The organism is Hyphomicrobium denitrificans ATCC 51888, from assembly GCF_000143145.1.
GTDB lineage: Bacteria > Pseudomonadota > Alphaproteobacteria > Rhizobiales > Hyphomicrobiaceae > Hyphomicrobium_B > Hyphomicrobium_B denitrificans.
Map to the genome: position 1 here is coordinate 1,918,662 of NC_014313.1, position 15,326 is coordinate 1,933,987.

The following is a 15,326-nucleotide window of genomic DNA, read 5'->3' on the forward strand; positions in this document are numbered from 1 at the left end:
TGTTCTCCGGATAGTAGGAAATATCGGGGACCGATTTGATCTGACGCAAACATCGTGGATTGTTCAGCGCTCAGAGTAACATGCTTGCATGAGGACATAATGTCGACCCTGAAATCAGAGCCGGCTGGCCAACTCCGTTCGATGGGAGAATTCTTCGCGCTGGCACGCGCGATGGAAGCCGATGCCGTTCGGCATTACACGGAAACGGCCAACGCACTGCGAAAGCAGAATTCGTTGCCGTTGGCGTATATCTTCGAGCTACTCGCGAAGTTTGAGCGAGATCATGTCGACCGTGTTGCCGAATGGGCGGCCGAGCATAAAGGCGCGGCCGTTGCAACGGTTGCACCCTGGCCGATACCGGATGCATTCGACGTGTCGCCGGAAGAAATCGCGCAGTCCAGCCTGATGACACCCTATCGCGCGCTAGCCATCGCAGTGCGATATGAAGAGCGTTCATTTACGTTTTGGACTTATGTTGCAGCGCAGGCGGACGGAGAGGTCAAGGAAGCTGCGGAGCGTATGGCGCGCGAGCAACTGGATCATGTCTCGGTCCTGCGCCAGGAGCGGCGTCTCGCCTTTCATTCGAATCGGCGCGCTGCGAAAGCAGAGGCCGTAACCCTCGGCGCGCTCGCGGCCACCGAACGCCGCCTCGCTCTTCTCATCGAGCAACATGACGGCCAGACGACAGACAATGCGTTTCTTCGACGATATGCTGCGACATCACGCGAAGCGGCCGAAAAGCTCGACGCGCTTGAAACCGTCACGCATCAACGGCTCTCGATCGTCGCGCTGCCGGCAGAGCGCAGGGAAGACCCGGTCGCGCTCTGCGAATATCTCGCCGAGGCCTATCTGCATCTGGCGGAGATCTCGCGAAATGAGCGGGTGCTCATTGCCGCTCAAGATCTCGCGACAACCGCCATCGATCGATTGGCGGCGATGCGATCGAAAATGTCGGCCTGAGCTTGCCAGCCTTCGCGGGGACGCTCGAGCCAGTGCGTCATCACGGGGATTAGTCCCTGGGATGCGAAGGTGCACTCTTCATCCAAAAAAATCAACCATAGATTGATGGACGGTACTACCGCTCACGTGCGATCCCCCGCTGGCTTTCTCATTGCCAGCTGCGGATGCACAGGTCCCAGCGATAGCGCTTGTGGCACCCCTTGGCTAAGCCACCGGGTGCACCGGCTGGCGATAAAGGTATAGTGCGCCGATACTAGTTCGCGGCCGGTTTTCAACGCAGGGCCAAGCCCGCCAAGTCCGAGGCAAAGATGACTCCTCCCAAGTCCGACCTGCGAGAGCCGCCGGTTCACGTCGTGCTCATCGACAGTCGTGGCATCATCACCGGCATTCAGACGCACGGCAGCCAGCCCGGCGCTCAGTCCGCACATGCGGGGCAAGCAAACCGCGATGCAAACCCCCTCCTCGGGCGTTTCACAGTCGGCGAATCCTATTTCGACCATTGCGAAGATGAAGGCAGCCGCGCAGATGTGCAGGCGCTGCTGAGGCGCAAGCGAACCATCACCTCATTCGTGATTTCGTCACGCACACCGCGCGCCAAGACCGTGATCGTCGTGCTCGGCGTACCCGTCAGCCCGGAAGCCGGCAGCGGCGCACTCCTCATGCACGTCGACGTTTCGTCTTGGGCGCGGCACGATACGGCGGACGATGGATGGCAGATGCCCGTGACGCTGAACCCGGCGTTACTGCAGGATACGATCTCGAAGGCACTGGTAAGCCAGTTCGCGGAACCGCAGCGCTCATACGAGGCCCATCCCGATATCGACAGCTTGAGTCCGAGACAACGCGAAGTGCTTCTTCTGGTCGCGGTGGGCAAGAGCAACCTCGAAATTTCCGAGGAACTCTCCTGCTCGCTGAATACCGTGAAACGTCATGTCACCGCCGTGCTGCAAAAGTTGCATCTCCCGAACCGTACGCGTGCCGCAAACCTCGCAAATCAGCTGAATTTGCTGCCGCCGTCCAAGCATCGCCGGTGACGTTCAACGAACGCAGCGCTGGCGCATGCCTCACATCGGCAACGTGATTTTGGACCGCGCCGAGGCGCGCTTCGATCGCTTGTCCTGCTGCTCAGGCTGCTGCCACAAAACTGCTTCGGTCACGTCGACGTTTCGCGTCTCCCGCAACACATGCAGGACGGTCCGCGCCAATGTTCCGTTTTCGGAGCTCGCGCGGTCGGCAAGCGAGATCACCGACATGCGCACAGTCAGCGCCGGAGACGCCGCCGTCTTCCGCGCGGCAAGGCGGCCGCCGAGAAAGGCGTTTGCAACGGGAATGGCATAGCGGTCCGCTCCCGGCGAAATAGTCACGATGTGAAGATCGCCCGAGCAATAGCGCAGGGCGGCATCAAGACAATACAGCAGCCTTCGCACACCCGAACCGATCGATTTCTCGATCAGCGTCGATCGCTTCGGAAATTTTGTTTCCAGAACGATCGCATCGATCCGTCCGAACTGCGCGATCGCGATCTTGAAGAACTCATCGACGGATTTAGCCTGCTCGATATCGCACTGAACCGGATACGAAATCTCGCCCGATTGAATTGATCGCTCGACCGACTGGAGCTGCGTTGTCGTCTGCGCTCCCAGGATCAATTCGCCTTGTTCCGCAGCGATCAATCCTGCGACAGCCGATCCCGTCGCCGTAGCCGCCGCCGGGATCGCAATTACGAGGCCTTCGAGCGTTCGAACCATGTCAGCTCCGCGCAGTCAGATACACACGCTGCCCGTCCCGGGCACTGTCACGCCGTCCCACGTCTTCGCCATGCTGCGGTCAAACACATCACACTGACGCATCATGAATTCGCCGCATGAAGACTAACTGAGGATAACGCTACTACTTGAAGTTGCAATCGTCAACGCGAGCATAGGTACTAAGTTCAGTTCGTTGCCGGAGAGAGAGGGAGAGCCGCATCTCTCCGGCAACGGCACGCCTTCCACTACCAGGCGACGCGCATGCCTACGCTGCCTCCGAATGAGAGGTAGTCGTCCTTGCCGAACTCGAAATTGCCTTTGACGAAGCCGCTCAGCCCGTTGTCGGAGAGGCTGTAGACGTTCACGCCGCCGGTCACTTCTCCGATCGCGCCGGTCATGTCGTCCGCAGCTTGGAGGACGTAGCCGCCGCTGGCGACATTCGCGGAATTATCGCCGAGGAATTCGTACCAGGCACTGACGCCGACGAACGGCTCGTATTTTGCGCGCTCGTCCTGGACCGTCGTTCCAACACGCACGCCCAAACGGCCCCTCAAACTATCGCCGTTCGCAAAGTTCACAGACGTTCCGTATACCGATAAATTGTCGATGTCCGAGTTGACGTAAGCCAGCGTCGCGCCCGGCTCGATGAAGTATTGGCCGCGATCGATGCGGTAACCCGTATCGAGCACGCCGCCGATCGATGTTGTGCCCGCGTTATCTTTCTCGCCGAACGAGCCGCGATAATCGACGTTGCCGATATTCGCCATCAGCTTGGCATCGAGGAACCAAGGCCCCTTGAGATAGGTGATGTACGCGCCGACCGCACCGCCTTCGAAATCAGCGCGCGTCGCCGAGCTTTCGAAATCGACCACCGATCGCAGGTAGCCACCCATGACGCCAGCAAGCCAGATCCCCTGCCCGTCATTGGCCCGCACTACGATATCGTAGCCGGCGACAACGCCGCCGCCGCTCTGATCGTAGTCCGTCTTATAGGTATTGCGCGTCCCCATGATCGAAACCGAATGCGAGGCTGCACGAGATTCCGTCGAACCGAGCCCCTTGACCCAAGCGCCCGAGGTTGCAGGCTTGCCGCATGTTTCAGCCGGCCCCTTCAAACCTTCCGATACACACGGGCGTTGAACCGCAACGCGAAGATCGGCGGTTCTGTCGAGCCAGACGCCGGACGCATTGTGCCACATCGATTGCGCCGCTGACACAAGGCTCGGAAGCTCGACGAATGTCCGGTTCGGCGCGCTCGCAAGCACCCACTCGTTTGCATCATTGAGATACAGATCGTAGTCGAAAAGACCGGTGTCGATCGGCCCATGTATCAGCGCAAAATTCTGCGCCGATATTTGTCCGGTGGCGCGGACAACTTCGATCCCGAGAGGATTGTACGAGCCGAAACCGGGATTGACGTTATTCACCTCGATCAGCGTCTGTCCCGAGACGTCGCCGTTGATGATCAACTGATCGGAACTCGAATTCGACGAGGAACCGAGGAAGCTGTCGACTTTCAGATAGCTGTGCCCCGTCGCGCCATTGAACGCCAAGGTGCCACCGTCAGTCGGCGTAAGAGTCGTCACGTCGCCGGTAAAGCCATCCTGCAGATCGATCGTCCCGTTCGTATTCGAACTTCCGTTGTTGAAAATTTCGACGCCGGCAAGCTCAGTATAATCATTGTTTTCCGGAGCATCGGGATCAGTCGTGAACACGGTGCCCGTGTTGTTGAAGACGTCCGCCAGACCATCGCCGAGGTTGCTGGCTCCGATGAACGTCCAGCTGTGATCACTCGTGTTGTTGAAGACGTTCCCCAGCTCGGTATCGCCTGCATTGGAGAGATCAATTCGGCCGAGCATCGTGCCGTCGTTGTTGATCGTGACGGCTCCGCCCTCCGCCTCAACGATCAAGTCCGTCGGATTGTAGTGGCGCCCGACGATCCGGCCGCGGCGCTCGTTATTGATCGTCGCGCCGTCCTTTGTCTTCAGCTTGATCGTTGCATCGCCGACGCCCGATCCACGGATCAACCCCGATGAGTTGATTTCGGCGGATTGCGCATCGATCTGGATGGCGCTGTCGCCACCCGTGATGCGGCCGCGCCGGCCATTGTTGACGGTGACGTTGCCGTTCGCGGAAACATCGATGCCATCGCCTCTGCGGCCGCGGATCGAGCCGCTGCCATTATCGATGGTGACGTTGCCATCGACATCATCGGCATGCACGCCGTCATTGCGGCCGGAAATCGAGCCGCCGGCCCGATTGTCGATCCGAACGTTACCTTCGACGTCATCGATATCGACGCCATTGTCACGGTCGCCGCGAATTGTTCCGCCGAAGCTGTTGGAGATCCTGACGCCGCCATCGACATCGCGAACTTTCAGACCGTTGTCTTCACCAGAAATGCGCCCGCCGAACCGATTGTCGACCCGCACGCTGCCTTCGACGTCGCGTATATCGACCCCGTCGTCATCGCGACCGGTTATCGTTCCGCCGAAGCGGTTATCGATCCTGACGTTGTCATCGACATTGGAGACGTGAATGCCGTCGTCATCGCCAGTGATTTTGCCGCCGAAGCTGTTTCGGATGGAAACGGATCCGTCAGCATCTTCGATACGCACGCCATCGCCGCGCAGGCCAGTGACAGTTCCTCCAAAACGGTTGTCGATTCTCACATCGTCGCCGATGTCTTCGATCTGAATGCCGTTGTCTCGTCCCGTGATTTTTCCACCGAAACGATTGAGGATTTCGACGTCGCGACTGACGTCGCTGATATCAACGCCGTCGTCACGAAAGCCTTCGATCAGTCCCCCGAAGCTGTTGTCCACTGTGACGTTATCTCGAACATCTTCGATATGAACGCCGTCATCGTGACCTTTGATTTCGCCCTTGCCGCGATTGTCGACGCGGACATCGTCGCGAACGTCTTCGATTTTGACGCCATCGCCGTTTCGGCCAGAGATCCGACCACCGAGTGCGTTGCTGACGGTGACGTCGCCGCGGACATCCTTGATATCGACGCCATCTTTGCCGCCCGAGATGCGACCGCCTAGTCCATTCGACACCGTCACGTCGCCGCGAACATCGCGCACATGAACGCCGTCATCGCGGCGGCCGGATATGCTGCCGCCGAAGCGATTGTCGATGCTGACATCGTCGCGCACGTCATCGACGACAATGCCGTTATCGCGGCCGGAAACCCGTCCGCCGAAGGTGTTCGTAATCGAGACATCGTCGCGGACGTCGCTGACCGTGATACCGTCACCTCTGCGACCCGAGATCGAGCCGCCAAAGCTGTTGCGGATGACGACATCGTCGCCCGCATCTCTGATGTCGACGCCATCATCACCTCCGCGAATGCTGCCGAGGAATGAGTTATCAACCGTGATCCGCTCGTCAACGTCGCGGACATGAACGCCGTCGCCGCTGCGACCTGTAATTTTTCCTCCGAAGCGGTTGTCGACCGACGCGCGTCCGTCAACATCGCTTATGGATACGCCGTGGTCCGAACCCGTTATCCGGGCCGCGCCCCAACTCGAAAATCCGAACCGGTTCTGCACCGTCACGTTGTCGTCGATATCTTCGATACGAACACCGTCGCCGTTGTGGCCGATAATGCGACCACGATCGTTGTCGACGATGGCGTCATCGACGTCGTGCACATAGACGCCATCGGTTGCGCCCTCGATCGTGCGCGAGCTGCTGTTACTGATTCTGACAGTGTCGCCATCGGCGACTTCGACACCGGCTTTCGATCTGCCTTCGATATGGCCGCGGTTCGTGATCGTCACGTCGCCGTCTGCCTCGACGCGGATTCCTTGCGTGGCGCCGCTGATTTTTCCGCGCCGGCTGTTCTCGATGTCGACATCGCCGTCACCGAAAACGGTGATGCCCTGACCGCCCGCGATGCCCGCATTTCCGGTGCCCGTAATCGTGCCGTGATTTTCGATGGTAACGCCGCGCGAGGCTATCCGCGTGCCATTGCCGACATTGATGCCCTCGCCTCCGGTCGTCGGCTGGCCGGTCCCGCCTTCGAGAATGCCGTAGTTTTTAAGCAGCAAGCTCCGGGCGCCTGTTACGATGACCGCGTCGTCGCCATCTCCGCCGCCGATGTGCGCGTTCCGCCCGAAGTTGACATCGAAGATGGAACGGCTCGTTCCTTCGAGACGCACTGCGTCACCGCTCGAGTCCGCCGATGCGATCGAGCCGTCGATATCGATCGTGAACGTCTTGTTGCTGCCGGAAGCGGCGCTTGAGACAACGAGACCATGCCGATCAGAGCCCGATCCCGATTGCACCTGGATCGACGATCCGTTGGTCATCGTGATCGAACCACCATAGTTTCCGGCATTGATCTTGATGCCCGGAGCATTCGTGCTCCGTGTGATGCTCGTCGGAGATACTGTCGGATAGGTCGTGCCGAGGTGAACCGCAAACGCCGACGTCGCCGTAAATGCGGTTGGGTTGCTGACCGAACCCGTGCAGGTCAAGTCGACTCCGGCGACGGATGATGTGCAGCCTGCGGCCTGAGCGTCCATGACGCCACCGCCGATGACGAGGCCCAGTGCCAATGTCGAGATAAAGCAAGCCGGCGGCGCAAACGATGGCAATCGCGCTTGCGGCGCGTCGCGGTGTTCAGCAGAGTTCGGCTTGGCAAAGTGACGGCGGGTCGAAAGATCCCTGCGGCCCATGTATGTATTCCCCCGTTGGATGCAGCACACGCAAGGTCACGATCGGAAAAGCGGGTGCTCTCCGTTGAAGTCGTCACGACACGGCATGACACTAGAATCGCGCCTTATGATCCTTGAGTAGCATAGTACTAGTTCTCGGGAAAAGGCGATTGCGCATTCAGAAGGGCCGAGACTTCACAGAAATCGGGCTGCGGTGTCGGAAAATCTTCAATGTGATGCTAAATATCTACACTCAACGTCCGACTGCGCTTCGCGCGCATCAATGAAGAGACATGCAATTTGGAAGGCGCGCGCAGCAACGCTCTGCGCCGGAACACCAACCCGAGTCAGCTGCCAAGGATTGAGGGGTTGCTATCGTCCGCGCCGCGCACTGGTGCTGTGATAGGGCAACAACAATACGGCGCTGGTAATTGCATCGCAAACCGATGTCAGCGCCTGCCCGGCATCGGATGCCGGCGTCAACTGAGCGTCGCCCGCGCTCTCCGCCGCGCCAGCAATTTCGCGCGACATACTCCAGACGCGATCACAAAAGGAAACACCCAGCATCCGCTGACGGAGGAAATCAAGATCCCTTACAAAAGCCGCGAACCGCAACGCATCATCGCATTCTTCCGTGATCGCATCTTCACGCTCGTCATGGAGAGTAGTACCGGCAGAAACGCCACAACCTTCATCATCCCGCAAATCGCGCGACCGCCGCGATGAGCCGGAAATACCTGAAAAACTTGAGGTATTTGTGCGCCGTGCCACAGCCCGAGTTTGAGCGCTTGCCGTGTCGTCGCGAGATGTCTCAGCCGTCAGCTTCGTCGCTATATCCGCGCAAATATCGGTGATGCGCCCCAGATAGTTCGATCGCATCGCACCGCTCCCAAAGCTTTAGAGACGAGTCCGCGCACGTGGGCGCAACGTCCATCGAACGAGGCTAACCACGCGAAGTCATTCCCTCGCCGTGGCGACTACATTTGCCGAACGGGCTGCTGGAAATCGTACCGCGCAATCTCATCGGAACCCTGCCGGTAGTCTCGCTCCTCGGCGAGCTTCACGGTATGGCGATTGACGACCTGCGAAATCTCCTGAACCGTCCTCTTGCGCGCCGCGCCGGTCACCGCCAGCACCGTCAGAATGTCCTGAATCAGTTGCTCTTCGAGCGCCGCATCCTGCCGATAAGCTTCCAGCACAGCCTCAAGTTCAGATCGCATCTCGTCCTCCTGCGAATCGATAGAATTAATACATAGTTACTAGTCATTACATGGAACTCAAGATGCTTTGCGTACCGATAGAGCCGAGTCTTAACTCAAAAATAGCGCTTTATGATCATACATGCTGTTCAGTATTCAGTCGTGCGCGACCGAACCCTGGGGAGTGCTGATGCGCGATACAGTCATGCAAGGCCAATTTCTGCGCCGGAAGGATCAACGGCGAAGGGTTCAATTCAGCGCCATCGCGGAATGTCACGGCATTGCGCGGGCGATCGAGGTCGTGGATTTCTCGAATGCCGGACTAAGGATCGACAAGGTGTCGGGACTGGCCGCAGGCGACCGACTGAAGATTTCGTTCACGCCGGACATCAGCGTCGAAGGCACGATTGTCTGGCTGGTCTGGCACAAGGCCGGCGTACAATTCACCAAGCCCTTGAAGCAGGACGCCGCCGCCTACCAGTACCTGCTGGAACGCGCGGCATTCATCGAGCAGGCGCACGTCCGCGCCATCAGCAGCCTCGCGCAGCGGGAGGCGCAGAAGCTGCACGAGACCGATCAAACCTAGCGTTCGCGTGCCGAGCGCGTTCGGCCGCTGCAACAGTGTTTCACGACGCGCCCAGGCATGTCTGGCCCGACAATCGCGCAGCTTGCAACCCGTGACCGTTTTGATAGGCCATTCGGCGGGAACCGAGGGGTGTCGAGCATTCCGCTTCGACTGCGCTTTGCGACCCCAGACCAGCCGAATATTGTTCGGCGAAGGCTCAGGAGGCTGGCGCCGCTTGGACGCTCTCAAGTTCAACACCGACATGGCGTTCACGTATGGCGTCCCTTCGCCGATGGGGCCGGGCGTCGTGCGGCTCGTTGCAAACAATCCCGGGCCTTTTACGTTCAAGGGCACCAATACGTATCTCGTCGGCTCGACGACGCTCGCGGTCATTGATCCCGGCCCCGACGACGCTGCGCACCGCGACGCGATCCTGGCCGTCGCCGGCACGCGGCCGATCACGCACATCCTTTCGACGCATGCGCACCGCGATCACGTCGACGGAATAGCCAAGCTGAAGGCTGCAACCGGGGCGCTGGTCGCCGCTTATCCGCGCGATCCGGCTGCCGGGCATATCGCGTTACAGGACAGCCCTTCAGGCAAGCTGTTCGTCGACTATGATTTCCAGCCCGATCTCGCGCTTCAAGGCGGCGACACGATCGAGGGCAAAGATTGGGCGCTGACCGCCATTCATACGCCGGGTCACGCCCCGGACCATTTGTGCTTCGCGCTCGAAGGCCGCCCGCTCGTCTTCTCCGGCGATCATGTCATGGCGTGGAACACGACGGTCATTGCACCGCCGGAGGGCCGCATGGCGGACTACGTCGCATCGCTCGAAATCCTTCTCGACCGGCGCGACGACGTTTTTCTGCCCGGTCACGGCGGACGCATTCGCGAGCCCCAGCGCACCGTCAAAGCCTACCTGCTGCATAGAAACTGGCGCGAAAGATCAATTCTCGACGCGCTTGCGAAGGGCTTAACGACTATTCGTCAAATCGTTCCGGAGGTCTACCGGGGACTCGACCCGCGTATGATCCCTGCGGCGACTCTTTCCGTCCAAGCCCACGTCGAATATCTGATCGAGAAAGGTCAGGTCGCCGGCGATTGGCCTTTGACACCGGACCGCGCACTTTCGCCGGCTTGAGCGTGACCTTGTCGTCCTTTTTCGCCACCTGCGGGCTGGCGACATTCGGGGCCGAGGCTTCGTATCGCGCCGCGACTTCTTTCAGGATCGCGCGCACACGCTCTGCATTGCGGCCAAAGTCCGCTTGCCCATAGCGTGACGCCGAACGCACATCGACGCGCGCCGACTGATCCTCGGCAAGCACGCGGATCACGACGTCATCGACCAATCCAAGAATGAGTGAATGATCGGAAAGCTCGATGAACCCGGGAGAACTCTCATCATTTTCCGGCGGCAGCTCGAGTGTCGTCTTGTACTTCAACTTCGCCAGCGCCTGCAGCACAAGCTCGTAGGCGTCATCCGCGCTTCGCGGCAAGACGAGGCTTTTGAGATCGGGATAGCCTGCACGCTGGATCGTCGCGAAACGCTCGCCCGGATACTCGACGGAATTTGCGTCCGGCGCGCGCTCGTCCTTCGCTTCCGTGAAATCCGGCGGCTCGACGAGATCCGTCGACACGTCGTCGATCTGCGGCCAGCGCAGGCTCAAAGCCCAGGTTCCGGCCGGGATCGCGAGCAACCCCAGCGCCACCACCGAGCCGCACAGCACCCGGGCCGCGCCCTGCCGTCCGGTGAACCAGATGTCGAGACCCGCGATGGTCGCCATCACGAGCGCCAGCATCGCGCCGGCAATGACGGTGATCGCGATGGTCATCGCAACCGACGTCGGCAACAGATGCAGGCGGTGCAGAACGGCCGTCACGACCGCCGCGATGGCGACAAAGACCGCGAGCCGGCTCGTCCACTTCGCCAGAAACGACGGCGGCTGGCCGCCAGCGTAATAGATACGTGACGACCGCCGGCGATCCCGCAGCCGTCGCGGTGCGCGCTGAACCCCTATGCCGTCGTTCGTCGCCATGCCCGGCGTCATCTCGCTTTGCCGCTTCCCGAAACGCCAGCCCGGTCTATGCGCCACGACTGGCGCGTTTTTAAGATATCCAAGCTCCAGCGGCGCCGAGGCCGCCTCGCCTCATGGATAGAGGCGTGTCTTGTGCCAGGAATCGTGCGGCGCGTCGCGGCGAAAAACGATCCTGTCGTGCAGCCGGAATGGCCGCGCCGCCCAGAACTCGATCTCACTCGGAACAACGCGAAAGCCGGACCAGTAGGCCGGCCGCGGAATCACGCCGTCGGCGAACTTTTGCTCGTAATGCTGGATCTTGGCCTCGAACACGTCGCGCGAAGACAGCGGCCGCGATTGCTGTGAAGCCCAGGCGCCGATGCGGCTCAACACCGGACGCGTCGCGTAATAGGCGTCGGCCTCTTCATGCGATGCGAGCGAAACCGCTCCGCGGATGCGGACCTGCCGCTCGAGCGACTTCCAGTGAAACAGCAGCGCCGCCTTCGGTGTGGCGAGCAGTTCCTGCCCCTTCGCACTCTCGAAGTTCGTATAGAAGACGAAGCCGCGCTCGGCGCTCGACGCGTCGTCCACGCCCTTCAGAAGAAGCGTTCGCACGTTCGGCAATCCCGACTGATCGACGGTCGCGACCGACATCGCATTCGGATCGTTGACCTCGGATTTCTCAGCCTCAGCCATCCAGGCATGAAACAGCGCGAACGGATCCTCCGCCGCGCTGAAATCCGGTGTGCTGCTGCCTGCGGGGACTTTGGTCGCTTCACTCATGTTGCATGCTCAATGTTTGCTTTTCGGCACTGGACGTCTTGCTTTGAGTCTTCGCGACCCAGCTCTTCAGCACCCTTTAACCATAGCAGGGCAAAATTGCCTTATCGCCTTGTATGGCCGTTCGAATGTTTTCGTCGCGTAGAAAGTAGCGTCATGTCGGATAATGCGTCTCTTTTCCCCTTTGCCGCAGTCGGCCTGACGGCGTTCGCGCTCGTCACCACGCTGTTTTTCGTTCCCGAACTCGCGCACGCCCGAGACGCGACCGCTGCCGCCGACTGTCTCTGCCTCAAAGGCACCGATAGCGATCTGAAGCCCGCCGCCATCGAACGTCCCAGCCTGAACGAAAGCGATGAGATCGCGGCGCTCGAAAGCGTGCAACTGGCGCTGACCGAGATCGCAGACGGCTCGAGCTACGTCTGGCACCGCAATCACGGCCGCCTATCCGGCATCGTTCAGCCGGTCTCCTCATTCAAGGCCGTCAACGGATCCGTGTGCCGCTACGCCGTCGTGGTGCTGAGCAGCCTCGACGTCACGAAGCGCACCGAGATCGTGGCCTGCCGCCTTCCGACCGGCATCTGGCAAGTCGAAAGCTAATTTCCCCGTCTACTCATTTTACCGATCCCACAAAACGAGAAAAGGCGGCCGCATTGGCCGCCTTTTTTCCGAGTGATCCGGGCGACGCTGGAATTCGAGCATCGCGGCTCGACTGCCTCTCACCGGGCGGCTGTATCTCACCGGCGGCTGCCGGAAAAATGGCTTCCGGGCATGAAATGAGAGCGCCCGTTGCCGACGACGGCATTGGCGATCACGGTGCCGATGACGGTCACGATGACCCCGACTACGATTTGTGAAAAAACGCCTCGCATGAGCCGATGACTATCCCGCTTGAACGGCGAAAATGTGGGGTGCCCCGGCGCTGAGAACTGCCGGAAAAGCTCAATCCGTCGATTTTCCACACCGCTGAAGGCTCCGGGCGACACGGAAAGCTCTCGCGTCTTGACCGGCGCGCGAAATCCAACGGATGAATTGAGGACCTTGCACTGCGTCGAAACGTTGGTTTCGATCCGGCCGCGGCGCGAAGGCCGTATTTTATCGATGTTGGAGATCTGATGGCTCACTACGCGATCAGCTTTGAAATCCGCGATTCGCGTCACAGCCCCCACATTCGGGCGAAACTGGAGAGCATGGGCGCGGCGCGGCTGCTGGAGTCCTTGTGGGTTCTGACGTCGCCGAGGTCAGCGCCGCAAATCCGCGACGAACTGCAGAAGATGATCGATCTCGACGATGCCCTTGCCGTGATCGAGCTGAAAGCCGGTTCCTATTGGTCGTGCCTCAGGGCGAAACACGCCGGCGTCATGTGGCTGAAGCGGTGCATCGCGTACTGACGGCGACCGCAAGAACTATCGTCCGTTTCGGGCGTTAAACGCAAAACGAGCTTTGGGACCCGCGCGATCATGGACGACATCGAGAAGCATGCGCGGCAGTACCTCAAAGCCCTGTACGGCATCGGCGAGACGTCCGACACGGTGCTTCCGGCGCAGAACCTGCCCGCGATACTCGCATTCGCCCGGCAGGAAGGCTGGATCGTCGAAAGCCCGGAAGGCGGCCACGGCCTCACTCCGCTCGGCGTGAAAGAAATCAGCAAATAACGCGCGGTGATCCGACGGCGCGTTGGCGCGCGCAGGGTAGTGTCTCAGTTTGAATTTTTCCGCGGTTGACTGCGGCGTCTCAATGCACAGCTCCCGTGCTATGCTTAGCGCTATGGATCAGCGCACCCTAAGAGATTATATTCGATGGCGAGGTCCGGAGCTGGCCCGCTCCGGGCATTTCCGGAACTGGTTTGAGGTTGCCTGCCAGCTTCGCTACGAGGGGCCTATTGCACCCACAGCGCGATGAACCCGTACCGGCGGGAAACGCTGGATCGGCTGTGCAATGACGCCCGTTCTGATGCTATGCCTTCCGCCAAGCATAGGGGTTCTTTCGATGGCAATCGCTTCACACCCGCGCGTGATCCTCAAACTTGATCTTTCTCGCACCCTTGCAACTGCCAAAGATCTGCGAAAGTTGGAACGAAAACGAATGGACGGCGCAAAATCGCGGTGGGAGCGCATGACTTTAAACCGACGGGGTATACTCCGTCGCCACAATGAAAAGATGGCTCGCCTCGATGTTGCAATCGAGGCAATGGACGCCGTTTTGAAGGATCTTTAATGCCCAAAGGACCGAAGGGCGAGAAGCGCCCTGCTGACGTTATCGGGAACGCTATCAAGATCGCCCGTATTGCCACGGGGGAAGAGGAAGAGATGTTGACCGAAGATGGAAAGGACAAGGCTGCCGTCAGCCTGGGAAAGCGCGGCGGCAAGGCTCGCGCTGAAGCCCTGAGCGACAAGCGTCGTAAGGATATCGCGCGGAAGGCGGCGGCTACCCGATGGATGAAGAAGTGAATTAGGCAGCTTTGCCGCTCTTCGGTTTTTTTGCTTTTGTGGCTTTCGGCGGCTTAGGTGGCGCCAAGCGTTTTTTCACTTCATCAATCGGCTCGGCTATTTCGATCTTCATCGGATCTGTGCCGCCAGCGGCGTCGATGGTGCTGCGGACATGCCGCGCAACGTCTAAGTTGCGTTGAATGGCGGTCGTTTCGTCCTTGATGCCTTCCCGGGCAATAACGTCAGCCGCGAGGTTCATTTGAAATTCGTGCATCGAAAGTTCGAGAGCCCCAAAATAATTGAAAGGGTTGGCTCCGTCTGGAATTCCCTTCGCTTCACGAACCGCTGCGGCTGATGTGGCGCGATAGATTCCCTGATAGCGCGCGTCATGAAAAAACGGCTGATGCGTGTTTGCGACGCCAGCCTTCTTTGCAACAGAACTGACCTTCTTGAATGCGACGGTCGCCTTTTCCCGGCCCTCCAAACGCTTCTCGTCCTTTGTCCGAGCGTCCTCGATCTCCATCCGCCGTGTCTGAACTGCGAAATATGCTTGTGCTGCAGCTATCTCCGGCTTGGCCGGATCGCCGTTCATCGCGATAAGGTAGGCAGCCGGACGACTTAGGAAATAGTCCTTACCAGATCGCTCAGCCCCGCCACCGATGAGAAGCATAGTGTCGGTTTCGACAAAATGCTTGTCGGCATCCTCATGAATAGCTCCGAACGCTTCTTTCGCCCGGCCAAGAGTTTTTTCAAAGTTACGCCAGCTCTGATAACCCATGATTGGCATAATTTCCCTTGCCAACCAATAAGGTACGCCTTTGGGCGATATGCGTTTTGCCTGCTCGAGGCGCTCCATGGTCGCCTGATAAGCAGGCTGCATTGTCAAATCATTCGACATCAACTATCCCTCTCTCAATCGATTCTTACATCATTTTACATCAATGGATATGGAACTCAAGGGAA

General features: G+C 59.5%; 16 protein-coding genes and 1 pseudogene. 9 read left to right on the forward strand and 8 right to left on the reverse strand.

Annotated elements, in window-relative coordinates:
* Positions 1-99: 99 nt before the first annotated feature.
* Together HDEN_RS09265 and HDEN_RS09270 are read left to right on the forward strand one after the other, a co-directional pair.
* Positions 100-960 (forward strand): ferritin-like domain-containing protein, encoded by an 861-nt coding sequence (locus tag HDEN_RS09265; RefSeq protein ID WP_013215846.1) that lies wholly within the window; start codon positions 100-102, stop codon positions 958-960.
* Between the two features lie 308 nt (positions 961-1,268).
* Positions 1,269-1,994, forward strand: coding sequence for a helix-turn-helix transcriptional regulator (locus tag HDEN_RS09270; RefSeq protein WP_013215847.1), 726 nt, complete (start codon positions 1,269-1,271; stop codon positions 1,992-1,994).
* A 30-nt stretch (positions 1,995-2,024) separates the two neighbouring features.
* On the opposite strand, the gene HDEN_RS09275 is transcribed toward HDEN_RS09270, so the two are convergent.
* The 4 genes from HDEN_RS09275 to HDEN_RS09290 form a co-directional block, all read right to left on the reverse strand.
* Complete coding sequence (locus tag HDEN_RS09275; protein ID WP_013215848.1) at positions 2,025-2,708, reverse strand: SDR family oxidoreductase; 684 nt, start codon at positions 2,706-2,708, stop codon at positions 2,025-2,027.
* 245 nt (positions 2,709-2,953) lie between these two features.
* Complete coding sequence (locus tag HDEN_RS09280; protein ID WP_013215849.1) at positions 2,954-7,396, reverse strand: autotransporter domain-containing protein; 4,443 nt, start codon at positions 7,394-7,396, stop codon at positions 2,954-2,956.
* Positions 7,397-7,747: 351 nt separating this feature from the next.
* The gene (locus HDEN_RS18160) at positions 7,748-8,254 is read right to left on the reverse strand and encodes a hypothetical protein (protein WP_150103232.1); all 507 of its coding nucleotides are present in this window, start codon (positions 8,252-8,254) and stop codon (positions 7,748-7,750) included.
* A gap of 98 nt (positions 8,255-8,352) precedes the next feature.
* Positions 8,353-8,595, reverse strand: a complete 243-nt coding sequence (locus HDEN_RS09290; protein ID WP_013215850.1) for a hypothetical protein — start codon at positions 8,593-8,595, stop codon at positions 8,353-8,355.
* A 169-nt stretch (positions 8,596-8,764) separates the two neighbouring features.
* On the opposite strand from HDEN_RS09290, the gene HDEN_RS09295 reads away from it, so the two are divergent.
* Positions 8,765-9,160, forward strand: a complete 396-nt coding sequence (locus HDEN_RS09295; protein ID WP_013215851.1) for a PilZ domain-containing protein — start codon at positions 8,765-8,767, stop codon at positions 9,158-9,160.
* A 214-nt stretch (positions 9,161-9,374) separates the two neighbouring features.
* The gene (locus HDEN_RS17985; protein WP_013215852.1) at positions 9,375-10,283 is read left to right on the forward strand and encodes an MBL fold metallo-hydrolase; all 909 of its coding nucleotides are present in this window, start codon (positions 9,375-9,377) and stop codon (positions 10,281-10,283) included.
* 88 nt (positions 10,284-10,371) lie between these two features.
* On the opposite strand, the pseudogene HDEN_RS18465 reads toward HDEN_RS17985, so the two are convergent.
* Positions 10,372-11,190, reverse strand: a pseudogene (locus HDEN_RS18465) (DUF1499 domain-containing protein); the annotation flags it as partial.
* 99 nt (positions 11,191-11,289) lie between these two features.
* The gene (pdxH, locus tag HDEN_RS09305; RefSeq protein WP_013215854.1) at positions 11,290-11,940 is read right to left on the reverse strand and encodes a pyridoxamine 5'-phosphate oxidase; all 651 of its coding nucleotides are present in this window, start codon (positions 11,938-11,940) and stop codon (positions 11,290-11,292) included.
* Positions 11,941-12,093: 153 nt separating this feature from the next.
* Here pdxH and HDEN_RS09310 point away from each other — a divergent pair, with 153 nt between their 5' ends.
* Entirely contained in the window at positions 12,094-12,534 is a 441-nt protein-coding gene (locus tag HDEN_RS09310) for a hypothetical protein (RefSeq protein WP_013215855.1), read from the forward strand.
* A 137-nt stretch (positions 12,535-12,671) separates the two neighbouring features.
* Here the strand turns inward: HDEN_RS09310 and HDEN_RS18165 are convergent, their stop codons facing one another.
* Entirely contained in the window at positions 12,672-12,920 is a 249-nt protein-coding gene (locus HDEN_RS18165; RefSeq protein ID WP_150103233.1) for a hypothetical protein, read from the reverse strand.
* Between the two features lie 129 nt (positions 12,921-13,049).
* Here HDEN_RS18165 and HDEN_RS09320 point away from each other — a divergent pair, with 129 nt between their 5' ends.
* The 4 genes from HDEN_RS09320 to HDEN_RS09335 all read left to right on the forward strand — a co-directional run bounded on the left by HDEN_RS09320 (position 13,050) and on the right by HDEN_RS09335 (position 14,384).
* Complete coding sequence (locus tag HDEN_RS09320; protein ID WP_013215856.1) at positions 13,050-13,325, forward strand: hypothetical protein; 276 nt, start codon at positions 13,050-13,052, stop codon at positions 13,323-13,325.
* A 69-nt stretch (positions 13,326-13,394) separates the two neighbouring features.
* The gene (locus HDEN_RS09325) at positions 13,395-13,589 is read left to right on the forward strand and encodes a hypothetical protein (protein ID WP_013215857.1); all 195 of its coding nucleotides are present in this window, start codon (positions 13,395-13,397) and stop codon (positions 13,587-13,589) included.
* A gap of 334 nt (positions 13,590-13,923) precedes the next feature.
* Positions 13,924-14,151 carry a hypothetical protein gene (locus HDEN_RS18360; protein ID WP_041921625.1) on the forward strand — a complete coding sequence of 76 codons (228 nt, stop codon included), beginning with the start codon at positions 13,924-13,926 and terminating at the stop codon, positions 14,149-14,151.
* The gene (locus HDEN_RS09335) at positions 14,151-14,384 is read left to right on the forward strand and encodes a hypothetical protein (RefSeq protein WP_013215859.1); all 234 of its coding nucleotides are present in this window, start codon (positions 14,151-14,153) and stop codon (positions 14,382-14,384) included. Before HDEN_RS18360 ends, HDEN_RS09335 begins: the two co-directional genes overlap by 1 nt.
* Before the next feature lies 1 nt (position 14,385).
* Here the strand turns inward: HDEN_RS09335 and HDEN_RS17765 are convergent, their stop codons facing one another.
* Positions 14,386-15,261, reverse strand: coding sequence for a BRO family protein (locus tag HDEN_RS17765; RefSeq protein WP_013215860.1), 876 nt, complete (start codon positions 15,259-15,261; stop codon positions 14,386-14,388).
* Positions 15,262-15,326 lie beyond the last annotated feature (65 nt).